Source organism: Cupriavidus sp. 05L411 (genome assembly GCF_056398045.1).
In genome coordinates, this window is sequence record NZ_JBFTOQ010000053.1 from 1 (window position 1) to 24,376 (window position 24,376).

General features: G+C 67.5%; 22 protein-coding genes and 1 pseudogene. 13 read left to right on the plus strand and 10 right to left on the minus strand.

Annotation, left to right across the window (positions count from 1 at the left end; all coding sequences use genetic code 11):
• Positions 1 to 141: pseudogene (locus AC1DQR_RS35020) on the plus strand (IS3 family transposase); the annotation flags it as partial.
• A gap of 800 nt (positions 142 to 941) precedes the next feature.
• Here AC1DQR_RS35020 and AC1DQR_RS35025 read toward each other — a convergent pair.
• The 3 genes from AC1DQR_RS35025 to AC1DQR_RS35035 are packed head-to-tail and all read right to left on the minus strand — an operon-like array spanning position 942 to position 2,910.
• Positions 942 to 1,433: an aminoacyl-tRNA deacylase gene (locus tag AC1DQR_RS35025; protein ID WP_183031910.1), complete on the minus strand. Its 492-nt coding sequence runs from the start codon at positions 1,431 to 1,433 to the stop codon at positions 942 to 944.
• Between the two features lie 35 nt (positions 1,434 to 1,468).
• Positions 1,469 to 2,434 (minus strand): site-specific tyrosine recombinase XerD, encoded by a 966-nt coding sequence (gene xerD, locus AC1DQR_RS35030; RefSeq protein ID WP_477134704.1) that lies wholly within the window; start codon positions 2,432 to 2,434, stop codon positions 1,469 to 1,471.
• A complete protein-coding gene (locus AC1DQR_RS35035) occupies positions 2,431 to 2,910 on the minus strand; it encodes a methylated-DNA--[protein]-cysteine S-methyltransferase (RefSeq protein WP_174425989.1) in 480 nt (159 codons plus the stop codon). The genes xerD and AC1DQR_RS35035 overlap by 4 nt, the downstream gene beginning before the upstream one ends.
• Before the next feature lie 246 nt (positions 2,911 to 3,156).
• On the opposite strand from AC1DQR_RS35035, the gene AC1DQR_RS35040 reads away from it, so the two are divergent.
• From AC1DQR_RS35040 to AC1DQR_RS35070, 7 genes are all read left to right on the plus strand, one after another.
• Entirely contained in the window at positions 3,157 to 4,416 is a 1,260-nt protein-coding gene (locus AC1DQR_RS35040; protein WP_477134705.1) for an ROK family transcriptional regulator, read from the plus strand.
• Between the two features lie 46 nt (positions 4,417 to 4,462).
• Positions 4,463 to 6,088 carry a sugar ABC transporter ATP-binding protein gene (locus AC1DQR_RS35045; RefSeq protein ID WP_416050437.1) on the plus strand — a complete coding sequence of 542 codons (1,626 nt, stop codon included), beginning with the start codon at positions 4,463 to 4,465 and terminating at the stop codon, positions 6,086 to 6,088.
• Positions 6,089 to 6,178: 90 nt separating this feature from the next.
• Positions 6,179 to 7,192 carry an ABC transporter permease subunit gene (locus AC1DQR_RS35050; RefSeq protein ID WP_477134706.1) on the plus strand — a complete coding sequence of 338 codons (1,014 nt, stop codon included), beginning with the start codon at positions 6,179 to 6,181 and terminating at the stop codon, positions 7,190 to 7,192.
• Positions 7,193 to 7,231: 39 nt separating this feature from the next.
• Entirely contained in the window at positions 7,232 to 8,209 is a 978-nt protein-coding gene (locus AC1DQR_RS35055; RefSeq protein ID WP_416047695.1) for an ABC transporter substrate-binding protein, read from the plus strand.
• 83 nt (positions 8,210 to 8,292) lie between these two features.
• Positions 8,293 to 9,783 carry a glucose-6-phosphate dehydrogenase gene (zwf, locus tag AC1DQR_RS35060; protein WP_416047696.1) on the plus strand — a complete coding sequence of 497 codons (1,491 nt, stop codon included), beginning with the start codon at positions 8,293 to 8,295 and terminating at the stop codon, positions 9,781 to 9,783.
• A gap of 90 nt (positions 9,784 to 9,873) precedes the next feature.
• Entirely contained in the window at positions 9,874 to 11,550 is a 1,677-nt protein-coding gene (pgi, locus tag AC1DQR_RS35065; protein WP_477134707.1) for a glucose-6-phosphate isomerase, read from the plus strand.
• Positions 11,551 to 11,594: 44 nt separating this feature from the next.
• Positions 11,595 to 12,524 carry a carbohydrate kinase family protein gene (locus AC1DQR_RS35070; protein WP_416047698.1) on the plus strand — a complete coding sequence of 310 codons (930 nt, stop codon included), beginning with the start codon at positions 11,595 to 11,597 and terminating at the stop codon, positions 12,522 to 12,524.
• A 140-nt stretch (positions 12,525 to 12,664) separates the two neighbouring features.
• Here AC1DQR_RS35070 and AC1DQR_RS35075 read toward each other — a convergent pair whose 3' ends face one another.
• Entirely contained in the window at positions 12,665 to 13,633 is a 969-nt protein-coding gene (locus AC1DQR_RS35075; RefSeq protein WP_253930730.1) for a tripartite tricarboxylate transporter substrate binding protein BugE, read from the minus strand.
• A 137-nt stretch (positions 13,634 to 13,770) separates the two neighbouring features.
• Positions 13,771 to 14,397, minus strand: a complete 627-nt coding sequence (locus AC1DQR_RS35080) for a chalcone isomerase family protein (RefSeq protein ID WP_416047699.1) — start codon at positions 14,395 to 14,397, stop codon at positions 13,771 to 13,773.
• 122 nt (positions 14,398 to 14,519) lie between these two features.
• Between AC1DQR_RS35080 and AC1DQR_RS35085 the strand changes: the two genes are divergently transcribed.
• A complete protein-coding gene (locus AC1DQR_RS35085; protein ID WP_416047700.1) occupies positions 14,520 to 15,413 on the plus strand; it encodes an AEC family transporter in 894 nt (297 codons plus the stop codon).
• 4 nt (positions 15,414 to 15,417) lie between these two features.
• Here AC1DQR_RS35085 and queG read toward each other — a convergent pair whose 3' ends face one another.
• Positions 15,418 to 16,638, minus strand: a complete 1,221-nt coding sequence (gene queG, locus AC1DQR_RS35090) for a tRNA epoxyqueuosine(34) reductase QueG (protein WP_416047701.1) — start codon at positions 16,636 to 16,638, stop codon at positions 15,418 to 15,420.
• Positions 16,639 to 16,654: 16 nt separating this feature from the next.
• Here queG and tsaE point away from each other — a divergent pair, with 16 nt between their 5' ends.
• Positions 16,655 to 17,167, plus strand: coding sequence for a tRNA (adenosine(37)-N6)-threonylcarbamoyltransferase complex ATPase subunit type 1 TsaE (gene tsaE, locus AC1DQR_RS35095; RefSeq protein ID WP_416047702.1), 513 nt, complete (start codon positions 16,655 to 16,657; stop codon positions 17,165 to 17,167).
• On the plus strand, positions 17,161 to 18,666 hold the full coding sequence (locus AC1DQR_RS35100; RefSeq protein WP_150988779.1) for an N-acetylmuramoyl-L-alanine amidase: 1,506 nt from the start codon (positions 17,161 to 17,163) through the stop codon (positions 18,664 to 18,666). Before tsaE ends, AC1DQR_RS35100 begins: the two co-directional genes overlap by 7 nt.
• Before the next feature lie 77 nt (positions 18,667 to 18,743).
• Here the strand turns inward: AC1DQR_RS35100 and AC1DQR_RS35105 are convergent, their stop codons facing one another.
• Positions 18,744 to 19,766: a bile acid:sodium symporter family protein gene (locus tag AC1DQR_RS35105; protein ID WP_253930735.1), complete on the minus strand. Its 1,023-nt coding sequence runs from the start codon at positions 19,764 to 19,766 to the stop codon at positions 18,744 to 18,746.
• Positions 19,767 to 19,861: 95 nt separating this feature from the next.
• On the opposite strand from AC1DQR_RS35105, the gene AC1DQR_RS35110 reads away from it, so the two are divergent.
• Positions 19,862 to 20,770 carry a LysR family transcriptional regulator gene (locus tag AC1DQR_RS35110; RefSeq protein ID WP_416047703.1) on the plus strand — a complete coding sequence of 303 codons (909 nt, stop codon included), beginning with the start codon at positions 19,862 to 19,864 and terminating at the stop codon, positions 20,768 to 20,770.
• Positions 20,771 to 20,818: 48 nt separating this feature from the next.
• Here the strand turns inward: AC1DQR_RS35110 and AC1DQR_RS35115 are convergent, their stop codons facing one another.
• The gene (locus tag AC1DQR_RS35115) at positions 20,819 to 21,577 is read right to left on the minus strand and encodes a class I SAM-dependent methyltransferase (RefSeq protein WP_416047704.1); all 759 of its coding nucleotides are present in this window, start codon (positions 21,575 to 21,577) and stop codon (positions 20,819 to 20,821) included.
• Positions 21,578 to 21,786: 209 nt separating this feature from the next.
• Here AC1DQR_RS35115 and AC1DQR_RS35120 point away from each other — a divergent pair, with 209 nt between their 5' ends.
• Positions 21,787 to 22,596 carry a helix-turn-helix transcriptional regulator gene (locus tag AC1DQR_RS35120; protein WP_043344037.1) on the plus strand — a complete coding sequence of 270 codons (810 nt, stop codon included), beginning with the start codon at positions 21,787 to 21,789 and terminating at the stop codon, positions 22,594 to 22,596.
• A 27-nt stretch (positions 22,597 to 22,623) separates the two neighbouring features.
• Here AC1DQR_RS35120 and AC1DQR_RS35125 read toward each other — a convergent pair whose 3' ends face one another.
• Positions 22,624 to 23,382: a 3-hydroxyacyl-CoA dehydrogenase gene (locus AC1DQR_RS35125; RefSeq protein WP_477134708.1), complete on the minus strand. Its 759-nt coding sequence runs from the start codon at positions 23,380 to 23,382 to the stop codon at positions 22,624 to 22,626.
• A 179-nt stretch (positions 23,383 to 23,561) separates the two neighbouring features.
• Positions 23,562 to 24,227 carry an adenylate kinase gene (adk, locus tag AC1DQR_RS35130; RefSeq protein ID WP_416047705.1) on the minus strand — a complete coding sequence of 222 codons (666 nt, stop codon included), beginning with the start codon at positions 24,225 to 24,227 and terminating at the stop codon, positions 23,562 to 23,564.
• Positions 24,228 to 24,376 lie beyond the last annotated feature (149 nt).

Genomic DNA, 24,376 nt, shown 5'->3' on the forward strand with positions numbered 1-24,376 from the left:
GCACGACGTGACATTACCCAGTACATCGTCGGCTTCTACAACCCTGTGCGCTTGCACTCAACCCTTGGCTATGTCTCGCCTGCCGCTTACGAGGCCAAGCCAGAAGCAAAACAACCTATCAGCCTGTCCGAAAAAACTTGACCACTACAGTTGCGTCGTACGGCCCGGAGTGTTGGCTGGCCTTTGCCATACCGGCTTGGAGGGCATCGAAACTGCATGACCCAATGGTCACGTGGTGGTGCCCCTGATCGCTTTGCTCGGTGCGCGTTCGGGCATCTGCCGTTCGCGGTGCGTAGCGCCACGATCCTGCCGGCCCTGGTGGTTTCGTGGTTTTGTCTCTGGCGGCGGGCGCTCGGCCATTTGATGTCCTGCCGTACCGGCGCGAGCGGCACCTTGCTTCACCCCCCTCTGGTTTCGTGGTGGGCACCGTGGCCCGTCCGCGAGGGCCGCGCCCGCAACTCACCACGCTYGCCCTCCGAGACAAAACCACGAAACCGGCCACACCCGAAACGGCGCAGCACTTCGCCCCGCGAACGGCAGATGTGGGAATGGTCACCGCAAGCGAGGTCAGGGGCTGCACGACGTAACCCATGGGTCATGCAGAAATGATGGCCTTGGGGCCGGTAGGATTCGCCAGCCAACACTCCGGGCCGTACGACGCAACCGCCGAGGCAAAAACAGCCTGATTGCTCTGCTCCCGGCAGGGTCGGCTTTCTTCTCGTTAGTCTTCTTTGCCGACGCAAAGAAGAGTGACCGGCAGCCCCCGCAGGGGGATGTCGTATGGCTGTTGGGTTCAACAACCAACGCCGCTGAAAGAAATAGCGACCAACCCTCGCAAGGGGATGTCGTATGGCCCTTGGGTCCAAAAACCATCGCCGCTCAAAGAAACAGCGACCACGAACAGCGACCACGAACAGCGACCACCCCATCATCCCATCACCTCAATCCCTCAACCCACACTCCACCACCTCCGCCCCCACCAACGTCTTCAAAACCTGCGGATCAATACTAACCAGATACCCCCTGCGGCCCCCATTGATATAGATCCGCTCCAGCGCCAGCACACCAGCCTCAACAAAAACCGGCATCCGCTTGCGCGTCCCGAACGGCGAGGTCCCGCCCACCAGATACCCGCTATGCCGCTGCGCCACCTCGGGCTTGCAGGGCTGCACGCTCTTGTGCCCGGTTTGCCGCGCCAGGTTCTTGGTAGACACCGAACAGTCGCCATGCATCAGCACAATCAGCGGCTGCGCACGCTCGTCTTCCATCACCAGCGTCTTGATCACCGCGTGCTCGTCCACGCCGAGCTGGCGGGCGGACTCCCCCGTGCCGCCATGCTCGACGTAGTCATAGGCATGCTCGCCAAAGGCAACGCCATGCCGCTTGAGGAACTGGGTGGCCGGGGTTTCCGAAACGTGTTTGGACTTGCTCATGATGGATGACGGATCGCAATGACCGCGCTGGCAACCTAGCCGCGCGGATGGTGGTGCTGGTGCAGCTCGCGCAGGCGCTCGCGCGCGACGTGCGTGTAGATCTGCGTGGTGGAGATATCGGCGTGCCCCAGCAGCAACTGCACCACGCGCAGGTCCGCGCCGTGGTTGAGCAGGTGGGTGGCAAAGGCATGCCGCAAGGTGTGCGGTGACAGCGGCGCGTAGATCTCGGCTTCGCGCGCGTGGCGCTTGATCAGGTGCCAGAAGGCCTGGCGCGTCATGCCGTCGCCGCGCTGGGTGACGAACAGCGCTTCGCAGGCACGCTCGCCCAACAGCGCAGGCCGGCCTTCGGCCAGGTAGCGGCGCAGCCAGTCGCCGGCTTCGGTGCCAAACGGCACCAGGCGCTCCTTGTTGCCCTTGCCGCCCACCACGCGCGCCACGCCCTCGTTCAGGCTGATCTCGATGGTCTTCATCTGCGTCAGTTCGGACACACGCAGGCCGCTGGCATACATCAGCTCCAGCATGGTGCGGTCGCGCAGGCCAAGCGGCGTGGCGGTGTCGGGTGTCTCCAGCAGCGCCTCGACCTGGGCTTCGGTCAGCGTCTTGGGAAAGCGCGGCGGCTGCTTGGCCGGGCGCAGCAGCAGGCAGGGATCGGCCGTGATCATGTGCTCGCGCAGCGCCCACTGGAAAAAGCGCTTGAACACCGTCAGCCGCCGGTTGGCGGACGAGGCACGGGTTTCCAGGTGGCGCGAGGCGAAGTAGCCGTTGAGGGCGGTGTCGTCCACCGCCAGCAGCGCGCAGGTGCCCGAGGCATGCAGCCAGCGCGACAGCAGCGCCAGGTCGCGCCGGTAGGCGTCGATGGTGTTCTGCGCGAGGCCGTCTTCGAGCCACAGCGCGTCGCAGAAGCGGTCGACCAGGGCCAGGTCGGCGAGCAGATCGGGGCCGTCCTCGGTGTCGATGGCGGCGCTGCCGTTGTCGCCGTCAATCTGCGCAATGTCGTTCATGCCAGCATCACCCCTTCATGGCGCAGCAGCCAGCGTTTGATGTCAAGGAAGAAGCCGTCGCCGTCATGGTTGGCAAAGCCGCCGATGCCGCTGGCGCCAACCACGCGATGGCAGGGAATCACCAGCGGGAAGAAATTTGCGCCGCACGCCTGCCCGACCGCGCGTGGCGCGCTGGCGATCTGCCGCGCCACCGCGCCATAGGTGGTGACCTTGCCACGCGGCACGTTCGAGATCGCTTGCCAGACCCGGCGCTGGAACGCGCTGCCGACTGGCGCCAGCGGGATATCGAAGCGTGCATCCGGATCGGCGTAGTAGGCCTCCAGTTGCCGCGCCAGGCGTTGCGTGACCGCGTTGGCCGGCTCGACGAGCCGCATGCTCGCGGGCAGGTAGACGATCTCGCGGACGAATTCGCCGTCGGTGCGCACGCCGATCTTGCCGAAAGGGGCTGGGAGGATGGCGTCGAAGATAGAGTCCATGGCAGGGGTGGGAAGCGCGAGCCTGGATTTTAGAGCATGGCGGCGCCGGGATGCGTGGTGGCGTGCGGGGCGCACCGCAGAGGGCCATGCAACCAGTTTGACTGGGGTTTCCCCTTCCTTGAGTTCTGGTCCGGCTTATTATTTAATTCAAACTGAATTAATTAATGCCGCAAGCAGATGCACCGCCGCCGCCATTCAGCGCGAAACGTGATGCAGGCGGCACTCATAACAGCATTCGGAGACCACATGAACAGTGCCAAGGCCGGCCGCGGCGTGAATTCCGCCAGTTTGCGGCTGTACAACGAGCGCGCGCTGCTGCTGGCGCTGCGGCATGCCGGGGAGGCGTCCAAGGCGGATCTCGCCCGCATCGCGCAGCTCACCAACACGGCGGTGGGCAGCATCGTGCAGACGCTCACCGAGGATGGCCTGATCCATGTGGCCGGCCGCCGCCAGGACGGGCAGCGCGGCCAGCCGGCCAGCCTGATCCGCCTGCAGCCCAAGGGCGCGTTCGGCATCGGGGTCCGGCTGGACCGCGGCAGCATCGAGTGCGTGATGGTGGACTTCGGCGGCGAGATCCTCGCCAGCCGCGCCCACCAGATGGTCCTGCCCCACCCGGAGCAAGCGCTGGCATTGGTGCGCGACGACGTGGCCGAACTGCGTGCGCTGCTTACGCCGGACGAGCGCAAGCGCCTGCTTGGCATCGGCGTGGCCCAGCCCTATAACCTCGGTGCCTGGCTGCGCGAGCTGGACTTGCAGGACGAGGCATCGCAGGCCACCTTCCGCGCCTGGGATGCCGTGGACTTTGCCGCGGCGCTGTCGGATGCCACCGGCCTGCCGGTGTTTGGCGAGAACGACGGCACCGCCGCCGCCGTGGCCGAGCTGTTCTACGGCAGCCACCACGCGCAGAGTTTCCTCTATGTCTTCGTCGGCCCGGCCATCGGCGGCGGCGTGGCGCTCAACGGCGACTGCGTGCGCGGCGTGTCGGGCAATGCCGGCGACATCGGCATGATGCCGGTGCAGCCCAGCACCCTGGCCTCCGCGCCGCGCACCGGCAAGCGGCGCGACATCCTGCTGGCGCGCGCATCGCTCAACGCGCTGACGCGCCACCTGCGCCACCACGGCGTGGCCATCGACGGCCACGCCGAGCTGGAAGCGCAGGTGCGCGGCCAGCACCCGGCGGTGGCGGAGTGGCTGGACGACTGCATCGATGCGCTGGCGCCTGCCATGCAATCGGCGCTGGCGGTGCTCGACGTGCCGCTGATCATCCTTGACGCCGATATCGACGGCGGCCTGGTGCAGGCGCTGATCGAGCGCCTGCAAGGCGAGCTGGACGACGGCGCGCCCGAGGCACGGCGAGCGCCACGCGTGGTGCGTGGCTGCTTTGGTGCCAATGCCGGCGCGGTCGGTGCCGCGTCGCTGCCGATGTTCATGAATTTCTCGCCGCGGGCCGACATGCTCAAAGGCGCATCCGCCATGATTCCGGAGGCCAACCATGCCATCGTCTGATCTGTCCGCTTCGGCTGTTTCAGCTGCTTCGTCCGATACGTCCGATATGTCCGATACGTCCACCAAGGCGCCGCTGCTGGCGCTGCGCAATATCTGCAAGACCTTCCCCGGCGTGCGCGCGCTGCGCAATGTCGAGCTCACGGCCTACGCCGGCGAGGTCCACGCCTTGATGGGCGAGAACGGCGCCGGCAAGTCGACGCTGATGAAGATCCTGTCCGGCGCCTACACCGCGGACCCCGGCGGCGAATGCCATATCGACGGGCAACGGGTGCAGATCGATGGGCCGCAATCCGCGCGCGACCTTGGCGTGGCGGTGATCTACCAGGAGCTCAGCCTGGCGCCCAACCTGAGCGTGGCCGAGAACATCTATCTGGGCCGTGCCCTGCAGCGGCGCGGGCTGGTGGCGCGCGGCGACATGGTGCGCGCCTGCGCGCCCACGCTGGCCAGGCTCGGCGCGGATTTCTCGCCCGCGGCGAACGTGGCGAGCCTGTCGATCGCGCAGCGCCAGCTGGTGGAAATCGCGCGGGCCGTGCACTTCGAGGCGCGCATCCTGGTGATGGACGAGCCCACCACGCCGCTGTCCACGCACGAAACGGATCGCCTGTTCGCGCTGATCCGCCAGCTGCGCGGCGAAGGCATGGCGATTCTCTATATCAGCCACCGCATGGCCGAGATCGACGAGCTGGCTGACCGCGTGACCGTGTTGCGCGACGGCTGTTTCGTTGGCACGCTGGACCGCGCGCACCTGTCGCAGGCGGCGCTGGTCAAGATGATGGTGGGGCGCGACCTGTCAGGCTTCTACACCAAGACGCACGGCCAGGCGGCCGGGCGTGAGGTGATGCTGTCCGTGCGCGACGTGGCCGATGGCCGGCGCGTCAAGGGCTGCAGCTTCGACCTGCGCGCCGGCGAGGTACTGGGGCTGGCGGGCCTGGTCGGCGCGGGCCGCACGGAGCTGGCGCGGCTGGTGTTCGGCGCCGACGTGCGCACGCGCGGCGAGGTCCGGATTGCCGACCCGGCCAACCCGGCCGGCCCCGGCGGGCTGGTCACGCTGCCGGCCGGCGGCCCGCGCCAAGCCATCGATGCCGGCATTGCCTACCTGACCGAGGATCGCAAGCTGCAGGGCCTGTTCCTGGACCAGAGCGTGCACGAGAACATCAACCTGATCGTGGCCGCGCGCGACGCACTAGGCCTGGGCCGCCTGAACCGGGCCGCCGCGCGCCGCCGCACGGCCGAGGCCATCGACACGCTGGGCATCCGCGTGGCGCATGCGCAGGTCAACGTGGGCGCGCTGTCCGGCGGCAACCAGCAGAAGGTGATGCTGTCGCGGCTGCTGGAAATCCAGCCGCGCGTGCTGATCCTGGATGAGCCCACGCGTGGCGTGGACATCGGCGCCAAATCGGAGATCTACCGGCTGATCAACGCGCTGGCCCAGAGCGGCGTGGCGATCCTGATGATCTCCAGCGAGCTGCCCGAAGTGGTGGGCCTGTGCGACCGCGTGCTGGTCATGCGCGAGGGCACGCTGGCCGGCGAAGTGCGCCCCGCCGGCAGCGCGGCCGAAACCCAGGAACGCATCATCGCGCTGGCCACCGGCGCGGCCGCGCAGCCGGCGCCCGCATGGGCGGACGTGCCGCTCGCTGCCGCCGGCAACGCAACCGGCATCACGCTGCATTGAGGCAGGGCGCAGCCTGTGCGCCGCCCGCAAGAGACAGAACGATCGACGCCGGCCCGCAACGCTGCGCAGCCGCCGGCGCAGGAGACAACCATGCATGAATCCATCACACGTCCCGCCGTTTCCACTGGCGCTTCATTGCCCGCGGCCACCCTCGGCCGCCTCACCACCCAGGAGCGCCTGCGCGCGCTTGGCATGCTGCCCGTGCTGGTGCTGCTGTGCATCGGTTTCTCGGTGCTGACCGAGAACTTCGCCGGCTGGCAGAACCTGTCGATCATCGCGCAGCAAGCGTCCATCAACATGGTGCTGGCCGCGGGCATGACCTTCGTGATCCTGACCGGCGGCATCGATTTGTCGGTGGGCTCCATCCTGTCGATCTCGGCGGTGGTGGCGATGCTGGTGTCGCTGATGCCGCAGCTCGGCATGCTGAGCGTGCCGGCCGCGCTCTTGTGCGGCCTGCTGTTCGGCATCGTCAACGGCGCGTTGGTCGCTTTCATGAAACTGCCGCCGTTCATCGTCACACTGGGCACGCTGACGGCGGTGCGCGGGCTGGCGCGGCTGGTCGGCAACGACAGCACGATCTACAACCCGGATATCGGCTTTGCCTTTATCGGCAACGGCGAAGTACTGGGCGTGCCCTGGCTGGTGATCATCGCCTTTGCCGTGGTGGCGGTGTCGTGGTTCGTGCTGCGCCGTACCGTGCTGGGCTTGCAGATCTACGCGGTGGGCGGCAATGCCGAGGCGGCGCGCCTGTCCGGCATCAAGGTGTGGGTCGTGCTGCTGTTCGTGTACGCGGTGTCCGGGCTGCTGGCGGGGCTGGGCGGCGTGATGTCTTCCGCGCGCCTGTACGCGGCCAACGGGCTGCAGCTTGGCCAGTCATACGAGCTCGATGCCATCGCCGCGGTCATCCTGGGCGGCACCAGCTTCGTGGGCGGCACCGGCTCCATCGTCGGCACGCTGGTCGGGGCGCTGATCATCGCGGTGCTGTCCAACGGACTGGTGCTGCTGGGCGTGTCCGATATCTGGCAGTACATCATCAAGGGGCTGGTGATCATTGGCGCGGTGGCGCTCGACAGCTATCGCCGCAAGGGCTCGGCGCGCACGTGAAGCGTGCGTGACCTGACCACCGGCTACTGGAGACACGATATGTCCAAGCAATACCTGGCGGCACTGGCGATGGCGGCAATGAGCCTGCTGTGCGCCGGCGCAGCCGCACAGAGCGCGCCCGACGCCGCACCGGCGAGCGCGCCCGCGCAACGGCCGCTGAAAAAAGTCGGCGTCACGCTCGGCTCTCTCGGCAACCCGTACTTCGTCGCGCTGGCGCACGGCGCCGAAGCCGCCGCCAAGAAGATCAACCCGGATGCCAAGGTCACGGTGCTGTCCGCCGACTATGACCTCAACAAGCAGTTCTCGCATATCGACAGCTTTATCGTGTCGAAGGTGGACCTGATCCTGATCAACGCGGCCGACGCGCGCGCCATCGAGCCCGCGGTGAAGAAGGCCCGCAAGGCCGGCATCGTGGTGGTGGCGGTGGATGTGGCGGCGGCGGGCGCCGACGCCACGGTGCAGACCGACAACACGCAGGCCGGCGAGCTGGCCTGCGCCTTTCTCGCCGAGCGGCTGGGCGGGCGCGGCAACCTCATCATCCAGAATGGCCCGCCGGTGTCTGCCGTGCTGGATCGCGTGAAGGGCTGCAAGACAGTGCTGGGCAAGCACCCCGGCATCCACGTGCTCTCCGATGACCAGGATGGCAAGGGTTCGCGCGAGGGCGGCCTCAATGTCATGCAGCTTTACCTGACCCGCTTCCCCAGGATCGACGCGGTCTTCACCATCAACGACCCGCAGGCTGTCGGCGCCGACCTGGCCGCGCGTCAGCTGAACCGCCGTGGCATCCTGATCGCGTCCGTCGACGGCGCGCCCGATATCGAGGCCGCGCTCAAGGCCAACACGCTGGTGCAGGCCTCGGCCAGCCAGGACCCGTGGGCCATCGCCCATACCGCGGTGGAGATCGGCGTGGGGCTGATGCATGGCCAGGTGCCCGCAAACCGCACCGTGTTGCTGCCGCCCACGCTGGTGACGCGAGCCAATGTGAACGCGTACAAGGGCTGGGCGGCGCCGCGCTAGCGGGGCAGCGGCCAGCGCTCAACGTACAACCGATTTCCTGATAGCCGATTAACCGACCAACCGACCAACCGACTGGTGAAACCATGCCAAACAATGCTGTAGGCGCAGTCCCCGAATTCGACTTCGTGCTGTTCGGCGGCACCGGCGACCTGGCCACGCGCAAGCTGCTGCCGGCGCTGTTCGATGCGCACTGCGTGGGCTCGCTGCACCCGCGCGGGCGCATCCTCGCACTCGGCAGCCAGCCGCTCGGCCAGGACGCCTACCTGGCCATGCTCGAGTCCAAGGTGCGTCCGGCGCTGCCCGCTGCCGCCGCGGCCGAAGTCTGGCAGGCCTTTGTCGCGCGCATCCTCTACCTGCAGGTCAACGCCAACGCGCCGGAGGGTTTCGATGCACTCGCCGAGCTGGTCCGTGCCCGCGCCGCGCCGGTGGTGGTGTTCTACCTGGCCACCGGCCCGCAGCTGTTCGTGCCGATCTGCGAGCAGCTGGCGCGCACCGGCCTTAACCACGCAGGCGTGCGCATCGTGCTGGAAAAGCCGCTGGGCCACGATCTGGCCTCGTCCGATGCGATCAACTCCGCGGTGGCGCAACACTTCGCCGAAGACCAGATCTACCGCATCGACCATTACCTGGGCAAGGAGTCGGTGCAGAACCTGATGGCGATGCGCTTTGGCAACGTACTGTTCGAGCCGCTGTGGCGGCGCGAATGGGTGCGCGATGTGCAGATCACCATCGCCGAGGAAATCGGCGTGGAAAAGCGCGGCGCATTCTACGACGGCATCGGCGCGCTGCGCGACATGGTGCAGAACCACCTGCTGCAACTACTGTGCATGGTGGCGATGGAGCCGCCGGCCAGCCTGTCGGAGGACGCGATCCGCGACGAGAAGCTGAAGATCCTCAAGGCGCTCAAGCCCATCGAGTTGAACGAGGTCGCCGAGAAGGTGGTGCGCGGGCAATATTGCCGTGGCGCAGCGGCCGGCGACGCCGTGCCGGGCTACGTGAACGAGCCGGCCGTCGCGCCCGATAGCCAGACCGAGACCTTCGTCGCCATCAAGGCGGAGGTTGCCAACTGGCGCTGGGCCGGCGTGCCGTTCTACCTGCGCACCGGCAAGCGCATGCAGTCGCGCCTGGCCGAGATCGTGATCCAGTTCCGCGACGTGCCGTACTCGCTGTTCCCGCGTCCGCTGGACCACGAGCCCGGCAACCGGCTGGTGATCACGCTGCAGCCGGAGGAAAGCATCCGCCTGCATTTCCTGGTCAAGCATCCCGGCGACACGCAGGCGCTGCAGCCCGCCACGCTGGACCTGCAACGCATGCTGCCGCGCGGCCAGGGCAATCGCAATGAGCGCAAGACCGGGGCTTACGAGCGTTTGCTGCTGGACGTGATCCGCGGGCGGCTCGGGCTGTTCGTGCGGCGCGACGAGCAGGCGCAGGCCTGGCGCTGGGTTGCGCCGATCCAGCAGGCCTGGGCGCAGAGCAATCTCGCGCCCAAGCTCTACACCGCCGGCACCTGGGGGCCGGCGGCGTCGAGCGCGCTGCCCTCGCGCGATGGCGCGGTGTGGCATGAAGAGCTGTGAGACGTCTGTAAGACGCGTTGTGAAGCCAGTCTGAAGCATGGCGCCGCGCCAGCAGTTGCCAGCGCGGCGGTGAGTACAGGAGTTGATTCGATGTCCACGATGTTCCCGGTGTCCCCGATGTCCCCGATGTACGAAGGGTCTCGTTCCCTGCCGACCTGGCAGCGGCTGCAAGCGCATGCGCAAACCATCCGCCATGCCCACCTGCGCGACTGGTTCGACGGCCAGCCGGGCGAAGCCCGTGGCGCCGGCTTCGTGGCCGAGGCGGCCGGCCTGACGCTCGACTACGCCAAGAACCGCGTCACCGACACCACCATGGCGCTGCTCTTCGCGCTGGCCGACGAGGCCGGCGTGAGCGCGCGGCGCGATGCCATGTACCGCGGCGAAGCAGTCAACACCACCGAGCGCCGCGCCGCGCTGCATATGGCGCTGCGCGCGTGGCCGGAGGACGGCTTTCACGCGCAGGGCGTGGCGGTGGCCGGCGACGTGGCCGCGGTGCTCTCTCAGATGGAGCGCTTTGCCGACGCGGTGCGCGGCGGCACGTGGCGCGGCTGGAACGGCCGCCGGATCACCGACGTGATCAATATCGGCATCGGCGGCTCGGACCTCGGCCCGCGCATGGTCTGCCGCGCGCTCGCGCACCTGGACGCCGAAGGGCCGCGCCTGCATTTTGTCGCCAACGTGGATGGCAGCGATCTTGCCGCCGTGCTCGCGCGGCTGGACGCCGCCAGCACGCTGGTGGTGGTTTGCTCCAAGACCTTCACCACGCTGGAGACCATGGCCAACGCGCACACCGCGCGCACCTGGTTCCTGCGCCACGGCGTGCCGCAGGCACAGTTGGCCAGCCACTTCGTCGCGGTCTCCACCAACCGGCAGGCGGTGGCCGCGTTCGGCATCGACCCCGCCAATATGTTCCCGTTCTGGGACTGGGTGGGCGGGCGATTCTCGCTTTGGTCCGCGGTGGGGTTGTCGATTGCGCTGGCTGTTGGCTTTGCGCGTTTTCGCCAGTTGCTCGACGGCGCCCGCGCCATGGACCGGCATTTCGCCGAGGCCGACGCGCCGCAGAACATGCCGATGATCCTCGGCCTGCTCGACGTGTGGTATCGCAGTTTCCTGGGCACCGGCAGCCGCTGCGTGGCGCCGTATTGCGAGCCGCTCGAGCTGCTGCCGGCCTTCTTGCAGCAGCTCGAGATGGAGAGCAACGGCAAGTCCGTGCAGCTCGATGGTGCCGCCGCCGCGCAAGGCACCGCGCCGGTGGTCTGGGGCACCACGGGCACCAACGGACAGCACGCCTACTTCCAGATGGTGCACCAGGGCTCGCACTGGATGCCGGTGGATTTCATCGCCGCGCTGGAGCCGGTGCACCCGATGCCGGGCCACCACGGCAAGCTGCTCGCCAACTGCTTTGCGCAAGGCGAGGCGTTGCTGCGCGGGCGCACCGCGCAAGAGGTCAGGGCGCTCGGCGTGCAGGACGAAGCGCTGGTGCCGCACATGGTGTTCGAGGGCAACCGCCCCAGCAACACGCTGTTGCTGCAGCGGCTCGATCCGTATCACCTGGGCGCATTGATCGCGCTCTCGGAGCACCGCACTTTCGTGCAGGGCGTGCTGTGGAATATCAACTCGTTCGACCAGTGGGGCGTGGAGCTCGGCAAGCAGCTTGCCGCGCCGATCGCCTGCGAGCTCGACGGCGGGCCGGCGCGCCCGCATGATGCTTCCACCGCCGGCCTGATCCGGCGCGCATTGGCCGCGGCATCGGCCTGGCAAGGCTGACGCGCGGCAGCGCACGCATACGGAAAACCGAGAAAGAGGATGCAATGACAACGACATCATGGCCAGCCTACGTCGTCTTTGGCGAGGCATTGACCGATATGGTCCACCAGGGCGGGCAGCACTGGCTCGGCCTGCCCGGCGGCTCGTGCTGGAACGTGGCCCGCGTGGGTGCGCGGCTGGGCGTGCCTACCGCCTTTGCCGGTGCGATCAGCGCCGACACGCTGGGCGACCAACTGGCCGAGGCCAGTGCCGAGGCTGGCCTGGACCTGCGCTTCCTGCAGCGCGTGGAGCGCTCGCCGTTGCTGGCGTTTGTCGGCGCGCAGCACCCGCCGCAGTACTTTTTCGTCGGCGACGACAGCGCCGATCTCTACTTCGATCCCGAGCGCTTGCCGCCGGGCTGGCGCCAGGCGGCGCGCACCGTGCACTTCGGCTCGCTCAGCCTCGCGCGCCAGCCGCTCGCCGCGCGCCTGTGCACGGAAGCCACGCAGGCCAGGGCCGCGGGCAAGCGCATCGCCTTCGATCCCAACTTCCGCACGCCCATGCGCGCACCGGAGTATCAGGCCGTCTTTGCGCATATGGCCGGCCTGGCGGACTACATCAAGGTATCGGACGAAGACCTGCGCGGCCTGTACCCCGCGCTGGACGAACTCGCCGCGCTCGCCGCGCTCAGGGCGCTGGCGCCGCAGGCGCGCGTGCTGCTGACGCGCGGCGCGGATGGCATGACGCTGTTGCATGGGGATGGTGCTTGTGAGCAGCCGGTTTTCGCCGTCGATGTGGTGGATACCGTCGGCTGCGGCGACGCCGCAATGGGCGGATGGATGGCGGGATTGCTGCTGGACCCCGAGGCGACGCTGGCGCGGCAGGCGCGATGGGCTGCCGCTACCGCGGCGGTGGCAGCTACGCGTGCAGGGGCGTATTCGCCGACGGTGGCCGAGGTGAGCGTGCTACTAGGCGAAGCGGTGGTTCTGGCCTGATAAAGCAGGATCTGCGTTGTCGTGCTCTCTGCTGTCTCTCCCTCTCCCCCTGAGGGGAGAGGGAGAGACAGCCGTCGTCATGGCGCGCGGCGTTGGCCCGCTCGCCCGCTTCGGCTAGTGCCGCGGGTTTGACACCGAGATCACTGCTCCAGCTTGATGTTCTGCACCTTCACYAGCGTCTTCATCTTCTCGAATTCCTTCTTGATCTCCGCCGCATGCTCTGCAGGGGTGTTGCCCGAAGGTTCCGCGCCGGCAGTGCGCAGGCGTTGCTGGAAGTCCTTGTCCTGCAGCGCCTTGACCGCGGCTTCGTTCAGCTTCTTGATGACTTCGTCAGGCGTGCCGGCCGGGGCCACCAGGCCGTACCAGGCCGGGTCGTTCGGCTCCTTCAGGCCGAGCTCGCCGAAGGTCGGCACGTTCGGCAGGGAGTCGATGCGCTTGTTCCATGCCACCACGATCGGGCGCAGCTTGCCGGCCTTGATGTAGGGCATCGAGGAGGGCAGGTTGTCGACCATGATCGGCACCTGGCCGGCCAGCACGTCGTTCAGCGCCGGGCCCGCGCCGCGGTAGGGGATATGGACCATGAAGGTCTTGGTCGAGACCTTGAACTGCTCGCCCAGCATGTGGCCGAAGGCGCAGGTGCCGGAGGTCGCGTACGAATACTTGCCCGGATTGGCCTTGAGCACAGCCAGGAACTCCTTGTAGTCCTTGGCCGGGAAGTTCGGGTTGACCGCGATGACGTTGGCTACGTTGGCCAGGTTGGTGACGGGCTTGAAGTCCTTGATCGGGTCGTATGACAGCTTGGGGTTGCAGGCTGGGTTGACCGCCATGGTGGAGACCGTGGAGATGCCGATGGTGTAGCCGTCGGGCGCGGCCTTGGCGATGGCGTCGGCGCCGATCGAGCCGCCCCCGCCGGCGCGGTTTTCCACCACCACGGGCTGGCCCAGGATGCGGCTCATCTGGTCGGCCGCGCCACGGCCCACGATGTCCGTCGTGCCGCCGGGCGCAAACGGGATGATCAGCCGGATCGGCTTGGTCGGGAAGCTTTGCGCCTGCGCCACGGAGGCTGCTGCTGCCAGGCCAAGGGCCAGGGCGATTTTGCTGGTTTGCATGAGATCGTGTCTCCCGTCAAAGGACCGGGCGGGGATATCCGCCCAAGGTAAAGAACGCCGGCGACGCTGCCGCGGTGGCGGGGCTTTGAAGCCGGCGGCGTGAGTTCTGGCGGGCGGGCCTGGAGGCCGCCCGGGGGCTAACCGCCCAGGAGCCCGCGCTTGAGATCCCGGTCGACCGGGTGGTCGCCAAGGAAGATGCGCAGCACGGCCTGGTAGAAATCTTCGCCCGGGATCGGCTTGCCGCGCGGCGTGCCGTTGATGGCGACCACGGTGCCGCCATCGGGCGAAAAGTCAAAATTAATCACATCGCCCTTGCGGGCGGTGCCCATCTGCTCCATGGTCTGGCGCAACTGGAACAGGCGCTCGGACAGCCTCTGGAACTGGACCTCGCTGTGGTTTTCGCGGATCCCTTCGTTCAGGGCCTTGATAAAGGCATCGGATGGCACCTCGCGCAGCGGCCGGATCTGCAGGCGCTTGGGGCCGTGGGCGCCCAGCACCACGGTCGCGTTGCGCGCCTTCTCCGGCAGGTAAAGGGCGGCCACATAGCCTTTGATGATGAACATCGAGCGCAGGCCAGTGCCGTTGAGTTGCAACTCCTTGCCGCCGACCCGGGTGGCGTCGTCGATCCGCATGCCCTCGATTTCGTTGGCGCGCGCGGGCTCCGCCGCCATAGCCAGGGCGGCGCCCACGCAGAGGGTGAGCGCCAGCAGGCTTGCGCGGTGGGCGAGCCTTTCGCGCGCGAACGGGGTACGACGGGAAAACATAAAGGCTGGACGGTACGACGGAACGTGCCATAGTCGATGATTTCTGAAACAATACCAATTGGTATCTGCCCTAGGCTGCACTTGGCGTGCGCGGCGGCCATCACAATAACTAAAACCAACTGATGTCTTCTGCTCTCCTGTTGGTGCCGGATTTCAGCCTGATCCTGATCGGCTGGCTGCTGGTGCGCTATTCCTCGTTCGACCGCGCGTTCTGGGCTGGGGTGGAGCGCCTGGTGTATTTCGTGCTCTTCCCCGCGCTGCTGTTGCAGTCCACCAACAGCGCCAAATTCGATTTCTCCTCCACGTCGGCCATGCTCGGCCTGGCGCTGTTGACCACCGCCTTCGGCATGGTGGGCGGCTATGCCGTCAAATGGGCGATGCGGCTGGCGCCGCTCGATTTCGCTTCCGGCCTGCAGACTGCATTCCGCTTCAATTCCTATATCGGGCTGGCGCTGGCCGCGCGCCTGGGCGGCAGCGAGGGCCTGGCCATGATGGCGGTGATCGTCGGCTGCACGGTGCCGCTGTGCAATGTGGCCGCGGTATGGGCGCTGGCCCGTCACGGCGAGACCCGCCTGTGGCGCGAGCTGGCGCGCAACCCGCTGATCCTCGCCACTGCGGGGGGCTTGCTGACCAACCTGGTGGGCCTGCACCCGCCCGAGGTGGTGGGCATGACGCTGGCCCGGCTGGGCTCCGCATCCACCGCGCTGGGGCTGATGACTGTTGGCGCGGGCCTGCAGATGAGCGGGGTGACGGGGGCGGTCGGGCCGGTGGCGTGGTGGAGCGGTGTCAAGCTGGTGGCCATGCCCTGCTTTGCCTGGGCGGTGGGGCGCCTGCTGCCGCTGACCGAGCTGCAGTCGCAGATCGCGGTGCTGTTCGCCTCGCTGCCAACGGCGTCGAGCGCCTATATCCTGGCCGTGCGCATGGGCGGCAACGGGCCGATGGTGGCGGCGACGATCTCGGTGATGACTGTGGCGGCCATCGTCACTACGCCGTTCTGGCTGTCTCTCGTCAGTTAGCTCGTCAGTTAGCGGGCGCCTGGGCCAGCGCCCACTCGATATGCTCGCGCACCAGCGGGCTGGCCTCGGCCTGGCGCGCGCCGAGCGCCGCGCGGATGCGCGTGGCCAGCGCCGTGTCGCCGCTGGCGATGGCCGCGCGCAGGCTGTTGCCCAGCCCTACCGCCAGGTTGCGCAGCCAGCGTTCATGGCCGATACGGCGGATCGGGCTGCCTTCCAGCCGCTGGTTGAATTCCGCCTCCGTCCAGCCGAACAGTTCGGCCATGTCGGGCGCGTCGAAGCCATTGCGCACGTCGAAGTCCGGCAGCGTGGCGCGGTGGGCGAACTTGTTCCACGGGCAAGCCAGCTGGCAGTCGTCGCAGCCATACACGCGGTTGCCCATTGGCGCGCGTAGTGCCTCCGGGATGGCGCCCTTGTGCTCGATGGTCAGGTAAGAGATGCAGCGGCGCGCGTCGATCCGGTAGGGTTCCAGGATGGCCTGGGTCGGGCAGATATCGATGCAGCGGCGGCAATTGCCGCAGTGGCCGGGTTCCGGCGCGTCGGCGGGGAAGGGCACATCGACCAGGATCTCGCCGAGGAAGAACATCGAGCCGCCATCGCGGTCGAGCAGCAGCGTGTGCTTGCCGCGCCAGCCCAGTCCGCCCTGCGCGGCCAGCGCCACCTCCATCACCGGCGCCGAGTCGGTGAACACACGATAGCCGAACGGGCCGATGGCGGCTTCGATGCGGCTGGCGAGCTGCTGCAGTCGGTTGCGCAGCACCTTGTGATAGTCGCGGCCCCGCGCGTAGAGCGAGACCACGGCGGTGGCGGGGTCGTCGAGCCGGGCAAGTTCATGGGCGCGCCAGTCGTGCGGGCCCGCGGCGGGCAGGTACGGCATGCGTGCCACGATGGCGCGCACCGTGCCGGGCACGAGTTCGGCGGGACGGGCGCGCCGCAAGCCGTGGTTCGCCATATAATCCATGTCGCCGTGGTAGCCCTGCGCCAGCCACGCCAACAATCCTGCTTCAGCCCGGCTCAGATCCACGTCGGCAATGCTGAGCGCATCGAAGCCGAGCTCCGTGCCCCAGGCCCGGATCGAGCCCACCAGCGCCTCCAGCCCGGCGGCGTCCGTGCCTGCATGCACAACGGACGACGCCAGGGGCGGCGCAAGGCCAGGCGCTGCCCCGTGGGCGGCGTTGCTGGCAGGAGGGGGCGAGGCGGTTGGCGCCTGGGCTGCTCGGTCGATCATTCCCGAATTGTACGCAATGCCCCTGCTCCAAGAACGCACACTCAACCTGCCCGACGAAGCGGCCACCGCCCGGCTGGGCGCGGCGCTGGCCGAGGCCGTGCGCAACCTGCCGCCACAGACCGTGCACCTGCAGCTCTCGGGCGACCTTGGTGCCGGAAAGACCACGCTGTCGCGCGCCATCCTGCGCGCGCTAGGCCACGCGGGCAAGGTGCGCAGCCCCACCTACACGCTGTGCGAGCCGTATTCGGTCACGCGCGCCGATGGCTCGCCGCTGACCGCCTACCACTTTGACCTGTACCGCTTCGCCGATCCGGAGGAGTGGGCCGACGCCGGTTTTCGTGATTGTTTTGCCGAACCGGCCGTGAGCCTGGTGGAATGGCCGGAGAAAGCCGGGCGCTTGCTTGGGGAACCGGACCTTCACTTGTTGCTCCAATCGGACATCAGCGACGCCGACGACGCGGCCGAACGCCGTATCGTTACGCTTCGTGCCTATACTCAGACTGGACTTTTCCTGCTTTGCGCATGCTGATCAAGCGACTCGCCACCGACCGACCCGACGATATCCAGCTGGCCCGCCGCAAATGGCTGGCGCAGTGCCTCAAGGCCGGCGCCGGCAGCGTGGTGCTCACGCTGGCCGGGCCACAGATCGCCTTTGGCGCCGGCATCGTCGCGGTGCGGGTCTGGCCCGCCGAGGAATACACCCGCGTCACCATCGAATCCGATGAGCCGCTAGCCGCCGTCCACCAGATGATCCACGGCCCCGACCGGCTGGTGGTGGACATCGATGGCCTCGATCTCTCGCCCACCCTGCGCGAGCTGGTGGCCAAGATCACCTCCAACGATCCCTACATCCAGACCGTGCGCGTGGGCCAGAACCGGCCGCGCGTGGTGCGGCTGGTGTTCGACCTGAAGGAAAACGTCTCGCCGCAGGTGTTCACGCTGGCGCCGATTGGCAGTTACCGCAACCGCCTGGTCTTTGACCTGTACCCCGTCAATCCGCCGGATCCCTTGTGGACCCTGGTGCGCGACACCGAGGACAAGCAGCGCAGGTTTGCCGCCACGCAGCCCCCGGCCGGCGCGGACGGCGTGTCCGGCGCGCCTGCCTCCGGCGAGGAAGACGCCATTGGCGCACTGGTGCGCAAGTTCGAGGACAAGGGCGCCAACCCGGTGCCGGCCCTGCCGCCGATGGCAGCCGTCAAGCCCAGGCCGCCGGCGCCTTCCTCACCAGCCGTGCCATCGGCACCGCCGCTGGCGCAGAACAACCCGCCTGCGGCCCTGCCTGCCAACAACCCGCCGGCGGACCGTTCCTTCAAGATGCGCCGCCTGCTGACCGTCGCGATCGATCCCGGCCATGGTGGCGAGGATCCCGGCGCCACCGGCGCGTCCGGCTCGCGCGAGAAAGACGTGGTGCTGCAGATCGCGCAGCGGCTGCGCGCCAAGATCGATTCCCAGCCCAATATGCGCGCCATGATGACGCGCGACGCGGACTTCTTCGTGCCGCTCAACGTGCGCGTGCAGAAGGCGCGCCGGGTGCAGGCCGATCTGTTCGTGTCCATTCACGCCGATGCCTTCCTCTCGCCGGAAGCCAAGGGCGCCTCGGTGTTCGCCTTGTCCGAGCGCGGCGCGTCCAGCACCGCCGCGCGCTGGATGGCCAACAAGGAGAACGCCTCCGACCTGATCGGTGGCGCCAACATGGGCAACAAGGATGCGCAGGTGGCGCGGGTGCTGCTGGACTTGTCCACGACCGCGCAGATCAACGACAGCTTGCAGGTGGGCAAGGCGGTGCTGGCGGAGATCGGCGGCGTCAACCGGCTGCACAAGGGCAGCGTGGAGCAGGCGGGCTTTGCCGTGCTGAAGGCGCCGGATATCCCGTCGATCCTGGTCGAGACCGCTTTCATCAGCAATCCCGAGGAAGAGCGCAAGCTCAACGACGAGAGCCACCAGGAGCAACTGGCCAACGCCATCCTGCGTGGCATCAAGAACTACTTTGCGCGCAATCCGCCGCTGGCGAAGAATCCGTCGGTGTAAGCGGCGGCGCCTGAAAACAAAACGGCCGGCAACATTGTTGCCGGCCGTTTTCCGTTTGCCGTGCCGCGCGCCGAGACTCAGGCGCGGGCGGTAGCCCCGTCGGGCAGCGCGTCGCGGCTGGCGTAACGCGAGGCAATCACCGAGCACACGATCAGCTGCAGCTGGTGGTAGACCATCAGCGGCAGYACCAGCAGGCCCAGCGCCGGATGGCCGGCAAACAGGATCTTGGCCATCGGGATGCCGTTGGCCAGGCTCTTCTTGGAGCCGCAGAACACCGCGGTGATCTCATCTTCCACCGAGAAGCCGAGGCGGCGCGCGGTGAAGGTGGTGGTGGCCAGGATCACCACCAGCAGCACGGCGGCGAGCGCCATCACGGCACCGATGGTTTCCCAGCTGTACTTGTGCCACAGGCCGGCGGCGGTGGCGTCGCAGAACGACGAATACACGATCAGCACGATCACGCCGCGGTCGATCTTGTTGGTGATCTGCTTCTTCTTGGCCAGCCAGCTGCCGATCAGCGGGCGGGCCAGCTGGCCGAGCGCGAACGGCAGCAGCAGTTGCAGCGCCACGCCGGTCAGCGCCTTGCCCAGCGGCATCGAGGCGCCGCTGGCGCTGATCACCAGGCCCATCAGCAGCGGCGTGACGGCCATGCCGATCAGGCCCGAGATGGTGGCATTGAAGATTGCGCCGGGCACGTTGCCGCGCGCCATCGAGGTCATCGCCACGGACGACGACACGGTGGACGGCAGCGCGCACAGGTAGAACACGCCCAGTAGCAGCTCGGCGGGCAGCATGTTGCGCAGGCCGAACATCAACGCCAGGCCGACCACCGGGAAGACGATGTAGGTGAAGCTCTGCACGAAGGCATGCAGGCGCCAGTGGCGCGCGCCAGCCACCAGCTTGTCGCGCGACAGCGCGGCGCCGTGCAGGAAGAACACCAGGGCCACGCCCAGGTTGGTGACCATGCCCAGGTGCAGCGGGCCGTCGCCGGCGCCGATTTGCGGGGCCAGCAGCGCGATGCCGATGGCGCTCAGCATGATCAAAACGAACCCGTCGATCAGGTCGTAGATTTTCTTGAAGGGTGAGAGGATGGCGGGCATGACAGCAAGGTTGGATAAGGGTTTCGCCTAGCATTGGACGCCACCAAAGCCTAGAATGCAAATTCATTTATCGCATCCATTCATCTCATAGACGCATGAATTACACATTGCGCCAGTTGCGGATCTTCCTCGCCGTGGTCGGGCATGGCAGTTTCAGCCGTGCCGCGGACGCCGTTGGCCTGACGCAGCCCGCGGTCAGCCGGGGCGTTGCCGAACTGGAAGAGGCACTTGGCGTGCGCTTGCTCGACCGCACCACGCGGGAGGTGGTGGTGACCGACGCCGGGCAGGCCCTGGCGCCTGCAATCGAGCGCCTGCTTGGCCAGCTGGACGATACGCTGGAAGAAACGCGCCAGCTTGGCGAGCGCTATCGTGGCCGGGTTGTGATTGCCAGTGCACCCACGATTTCCGCGCGGCTGATGCCGCTGTATGTGTCGACTTGCGCGCGCCAGTATCCGGATATCCGCCTCAGCGTGCGCGACAACGTGCAGGCCGATGGCCTCGAGCAGATCCGCGCGGGGGCCGTGGACTTTGGCGTCTTGATCGATCCGTTGGCGCATGAAGGCTTGACCATCGCGCCGCTGGCGACCGATCCGTTTTGCTTCGTGTGCCGGCGCGATCACCCGCTGGCCAATGCCGACTCGGTGCCGTGGTCCGCACTGGACGGCATGCCGCTGGTGCTGTTGGATTTCGCCTCGGGCAGCCGGCCCCTGATCGACCGCATTTTCGCCAGCCATGGCGTGGCGCCCAGCGTGGTGCAGGAGCTGGGGCATTCGGCCAGCGTGTTTGGCATGGTCGAGGCCGGCATCGGCGCTTCGGTCCTGCCCTCGTTCTCGCTGCCGTTGCCGGCGGCGTCTCCTCTGGTCTGGCGGCCGCTCACGCCGCGCGAGGAGCGGCGCATCGTCATGGTTTGCCGGGAAGACCGTTCCCTATCGCCCTCGGCCGCCGCCGTGTGGCAGATGGTACAGAGCCTGCCATTGCCGGCCGAGCCGGCCATGCCGCAATGACGGGCACCCGCCTGGCTTGGCTGCTCAGCTGCTTAGCTACTTAACGGCTTAACTGCGCGTTGCCGTGACCATCACCGCTTCCAGCGCAAAGCTGCCGTCGGCCTTGACCAGGTAGTGGTCGCGTACTTCCGCCGGCGCCAGTTGCCACAGGTGCTGGATGGCGGCCACCGCCACGGGCGGCGTGCGCATGCGCTGCACCCAGGTGGCGAACTCCAGCTCGATGCGCCAGGCCGGCGAAACGCTGGCCGTGAAGCCCGCAGTCTCCAGCATCGCTTGCCACTCGGTACCGGTGTAGTCACGGATATGCGACGGGTCGCGCAGCAACTCCACCGATTGCAGCCAGGTATCGGGCAGCGGGTCGTCCGAGCCGGCGATATCGATCAGCACGATCTTGCCGCCTGGCTTGAGCACCCGGTACATCTCCGCCAGGGCCGCTGGCACGTTGCGCCAGTGGTGCGCGCTCATGCGCGAGATCACCGCGTCGAAGCTGGCATCGTCAAAGGGCAGCGATTCCACGGCGCCCTGGCGGGTGCGGATGTTCGCCAGCCCCTTGTCGCGCGCCGCGCCTTCCACAACCGCCAGCATTTCCGCCGACAGATCGTAAGCCGTCACTTGCGTTGCAACCCCCGCTGCGGCAAAGCTGGCGTGGCCCGCGCCGCAACCCAGGTCGAGCACCTGCGCCGCTGGCAGCGCCGTCAGTTCCTGTGCAAGCTGCTGCAGGTCCGCGCCCTGGGCATGGACCGCGCTGGTGAGGTAGGCGCTGGCGGTGGCGCCGAACTGGGCGGCAACGAGTTCTTGTTGTTGCATGTGGCTCTCCTGGCGGCAATGGCCGCTAGTGGGTTCTGGGGACCGGGGACGGGGGATTGGTGACGGGGGCTTGCCCGCGTAACGGGTTCGACGTACTGTAGCAGCCTGTTTTCCCGGTACAAGTCAGGGTTTTATCCTGGTATAAAACGCACCAGCTTTTGAGCTTTTGAGCTTTTGCCTGGCTATCTGCATTGCCCGCTCAGCCCTCCATGACAGAATACGCGCCCCCCGATCCCGCTAGGCCACACGAACTCACGCGCGAAGCTGTGCTGGGCCGCTTCCTGCGGGCGCACCGCGAGCGCCTTGCCCCGGCCGAAGTTGGCCTGGCCCCCGGCCGGCGGCGGCGCACGCCGGGCTTGCGCCGCGAGGAGCTGGCGCAGCTCGCCGGCCTGAGCGCCACCTGGGTGACGTGGCTGGAACAGGGCAGGCCGGTGGCGCTATCGGCACGCGCGCTGGCCAGCCTGGCTGGCGCACTGCGGCTGTCGCGTGCGGAACGGGCCTACCTGTTCGAGCTGGCGGGCCGGCGCGACCCTATGCAGGCGCAGGACGAACACGCGCCAGCAGCAGTCCTCGCCAGCGTGGAGGCCATCAACGGCCCGGCCTACCTGCTGGACCGGCAATGGAGCGCGCTAGCTTGGAATGCCGCAGCCGCCGACCTGTTCGTGGGCTGGCTCGATCCCGCCAGCGAAGACCGCAACCTGCTGCGCAGCATGTTTTTGTCGCCGGGTTTGCAGGCATTGGTGGAGGACTGGCCGCACCGGGCGGCGCGGCTGGTGTCGGAGTTTCGCGCGCACAGCATCCGCCATGCCGACGATCCGCCGATGCGCGCGCTGGTGGAGGGGCTCATTGCCCAGAGCCCGGTGTTCCGGGCCGACTGGCTGTCGCAGGATGTGGAAGAGCGGCAGGGCGGGCGCCGCGGCTTCCAGCATCCATTGCGCGGGCTGCTGCATTTCGAGCAGCTCACGCTCGTGCCGGCCGCCGCGCCGGGCCTGACGCTGGTGATGCTGATGCCGGCGTGAATCCTGCCGGCAAAGGCCACGACGGCGTTACTTCGGCTGCATGCGGATGGCGCCGTCGAGCCGGATCACTTCGCCGTTGAGCATGGGGTTGGTGATGATGGAGCCCACCAGCTTCGCATACTCGGCCGGGYGGCCCAGGCGCGACGGGAACGGCACCATTTTGCCGAGCGCGTCCTGCACTTCCTGCGGCATGCCCAGGAGCATCGGCGTCTCGAACAGCCCCGGAGCAATCGTCATGCAGCGCACGCCGTCGCGCGACAGGTCGCGCGCGATGGCCAGSGTCATGGCSACCACGCCACCCTTGGAGGCSGCGTAGGCGGCCTGSCCGATCTGGCCGTCGAAGGCCGCCACCGATGCTGTATTGATGATCACGCCACGCTCGCCTTCCGCATCGGGCGTGTTCTGCACCATGGCCGCGGCAGCCAGCCGGATCATGTTGAAGGTGCCGATCAGGTTGACGCGGATGGTCTTGTCGAAGGCGTCGAGCGGGTGCGGGCCGTTCTTGCCCACCGTCTTGTTGGCAGTGGCAATGCCGGCGCAATTGACCAGCCCGGCCAGGCGGCCCAGCGCGGTGGCTGCCGCCACGGTGGCTTGCCCGTCGGCCTCGCTGCTGACGTCGCAGCGCACGAACTTCCCGCCCAGCTCGGCGGCCAGCGCGGTGCCGGCGGCTTCGTTAAGGTCGGCGATCACCACCTTGCCGCCCGCGGCGGCCAGCATGCGGGCGCTGCCCTCGCCGAGCCCGGAGGCGCCGCCGGTGACGATAAATACGTTGTCGCGGATTTCCATCGTTGTCTTCCTCGCTTGGATGTGTGGTCTTTTGGTTTTCTGGCGCTGCAGGTACGGCATGTTGGCATAACGTTTACGTAAACGTCAATTCGGCGATGCTATCTCCGCGGATGGCGGCGGCAATAAAAAAGGCGACCCGCGGGTCGCCTTTTCCACCTGCAGCGCCGGAGGCGCGCGGCTTACTTCAGTGCTTCGAACACACGCGAAGTGATGTCTTCCACGCTGCCGACGCCCGCGATCTTGCGGTACTGCGGCGGTGCCACCTTGGCGGTGGCGTCGCCATTGGCGGCCCACTTGGAGTAGTAATCCACCAGCGGACGGGTCTGCTGGGCGTAGACGTCGAGGCGCTTCTTGACGGTCTCTTCCTTGTCGTCGTCGCGCTGGATCAGCGCTTCGCCGGTGGTGTCGTCCACACCTTCCACCTTGGGCGGGTTGTACTTGACGTGGTAGGTGCGGCCCGATGCCACGTGCACGCGGCGCCCGCTCATGCGCTCGATGATGGCATCGAAGGGCACGTCGATTTCCAGCACGTAGTCGATCGCCACGCCTGCTTCCTTCATGGCCTCGGCCTGCGGAATGGTGCGCGGGAAGCCATCGAACAGATAGCCGTCCTTGCAATCGGCCGCCTGCAGGCGGTCCTTGACCAGGCCGATGATGATGTCGTCCGACACCAGGCCACCTGCGTCCATCACCTTCTTGGCGGCCACGCCTAGCGGCGTGCCAGCCTTCACCGCGGCGCGCAGCATGTCGCCGGTGGAGATTTGGGGGATGCCGAACTTCTCGCAGATGAACTGGGCTTGCGTGCCTTTGCCGGCGCCAGGCGCGCCCAACAGGATCAAACGCATTACGGGTCCTCAGAGTTTTGAATCTTGTATGGCAGGGGGAATGGAAGGAGGGTAACGCCGAAACTTGACGCGAGGCTTACCAACGCCGTCGGGACGGCGCGCCTCAGGTCGGAGTCTGGTCTGTTGACGACCGGCACGCTGACGCCTCT